This window comes from Aquimarina sp. I32.4 (genome assembly GCF_002924285.1).
In the GTDB taxonomy this organism is placed as follows: Bacteria; Bacteroidota; Bacteroidia; order Flavobacteriales; family Flavobacteriaceae; genus Aquimarina.
Genome location: NZ_PGUB01000224.1, coordinates 1 through 1833, shown reverse-complemented (window position 1 = coordinate 1833; position 1833 = coordinate 1). Strand labels below are relative to the sequence as shown.

At 28.8% G+C, this 1833-nt stretch carries 1 protein-coding gene; it reads right to left on the bottom strand.

All coding sequences use genetic code 11. From position 1 onward, the window contains the following. Window positions 1–341 precede the first annotated feature (341 nt). A partial coding sequence (locus tag CVD18_RS22150) for a hypothetical protein (RefSeq protein WP_233194623.1) occupies window positions 342–1833 on the bottom strand: 1492 nt, incomplete at its 5' end.

The following is a 1833-nucleotide window of genomic DNA, read 5'->3' as shown; positions in this document are numbered from 1 at the left end:
TACAATACTTAAAACAGGTTCTAAAAAGAACCCTACTATACCATTGCCCAAAATGAAGGAAAAAGACCAAAAACCAACCAAATCCTCATAAAAAGCATGAAAACTACTTTGAAATATCGTTTTTTGAGGTAATCTGCTACCATAAAAAAATGCTAAAGTGACATCCTAACGATTTTCTTTCTTGTTAAGGGTATAGCAAACCTCTCGAATTCCCCCTTATCACCAAATCCCAGATCAGTCAACAGATCATATAGCGCTAGCCTATCGGCACGCCATATGCTTAGTTATTAGCTACAGTATTTTTTACAGGTTTATTCTGGATTCATACTTTGGTGATACTATTATTTGTTCAATAAATTTTCAAGTGTAGTGTTACTTAACTCTTCAAAGCTACCCACTAATGTATTTAAATTTCCGTTATAAGTAATTGTTTTATTATTAGTTGTGATTGAAAGTTGAATATTTGAAATGTTATTATTACTTTTAGTTTGATTTATTAGGTAATGTATTTCATCTTTGGTTATGAGAGTACTCTCAAAATAAAGTTCACTCTTTTCTTTGTTCATTACAAAATGAGTGTAATGCTTTTTGGAAAAATATTGAATAGCACCATTAGGTTTTATAATTACAAAACATAATCCCCATCCATAGCCATCATATTCAGAAACATTATATTCTTCTGTCTTAAATAGCACTACTTTATTTCTGTTTTCTAATTGAAAAGAAAGAAGCGTAGTTATTCTATTTTCTTCTTCTTCTCCTTCAAAATCTATAATACGTTCAACTATTTCCTCTTTTTTATTTCCTTTTTTATCCCATTTTATTTTGGTCAATTTGTGATAAGGAAAATCATCTTCATCAACTTCGAGTATTAATATCGGACAAAATTTATTATTTATTATTGCATAGGTTGTTTTTTCATGCCAACAGCATCCAGATTTTTGATAACTAATAATTTGTTTTTTATCTGGAACAATTTCTATACCCATGCCACTAGCTATTTTTGACAAGTCATTATTTAGAATAAACTGATCTTTATTTATGTCATAAATATAATAGTCATATGTCATTGTTCCATAGCCACCATTATTTCCATTGTAAAAAGTCAGATCTTTAATACCATCAAAGTTATAATCTGTATTGAACCCAAAGAATAGGTTTTCGTTAAACCAAAAATTATCTGACAGAATGGTTTGAAGGACTTTTTTAGTGGTTTTATTTTTTATAATAAATGTGGTGTTTCCATAAAATGTTTCTGGGTTCCAATTATTAACGGTAAGCTCAAATAAATAGTTGTCAATAATGGTGTCTTTTTTAATGTTAATTAATTCAGGAGGAGCAAGAGCTTCTTGTATTTTTTGCTTATAATCCTGTAAAGTGATTTTGGTTAAAAATACAGAATCAATTTTTTCATTGGTTCTAACTAAATTACGTTGTATTTTAATTTCGCCAGTAGTACTTAGTATTCCAGTATTTGAAAAATAATCCTGATTAAATCGTTCTGTAATCCATTTAACACTGTCTTTTGTAACTAAACCTTGTAAAGGTAAATAGTCTATCTCATCCAAATATTGATCTAAATAGATGACATGACCAGATAGTGTATCTTTATTAAAATTTATTTTGTAAAGAATGTCATTACTATAGATTCGATTTCCTAAATAGTAGTTTACTTCATTTAAAGGTAGTTTACAGGAAAAGGTTAACCCAAAAATCAATAAACTTATAGAGTAATGAATAATTTTTATCATATTGTAGCGTAGAGTAGAGCCTGACAGCTCTGTTAAATTTCTCACTAAATTAGTAAAATTTACGAGACTGTCAGCGCCCCCT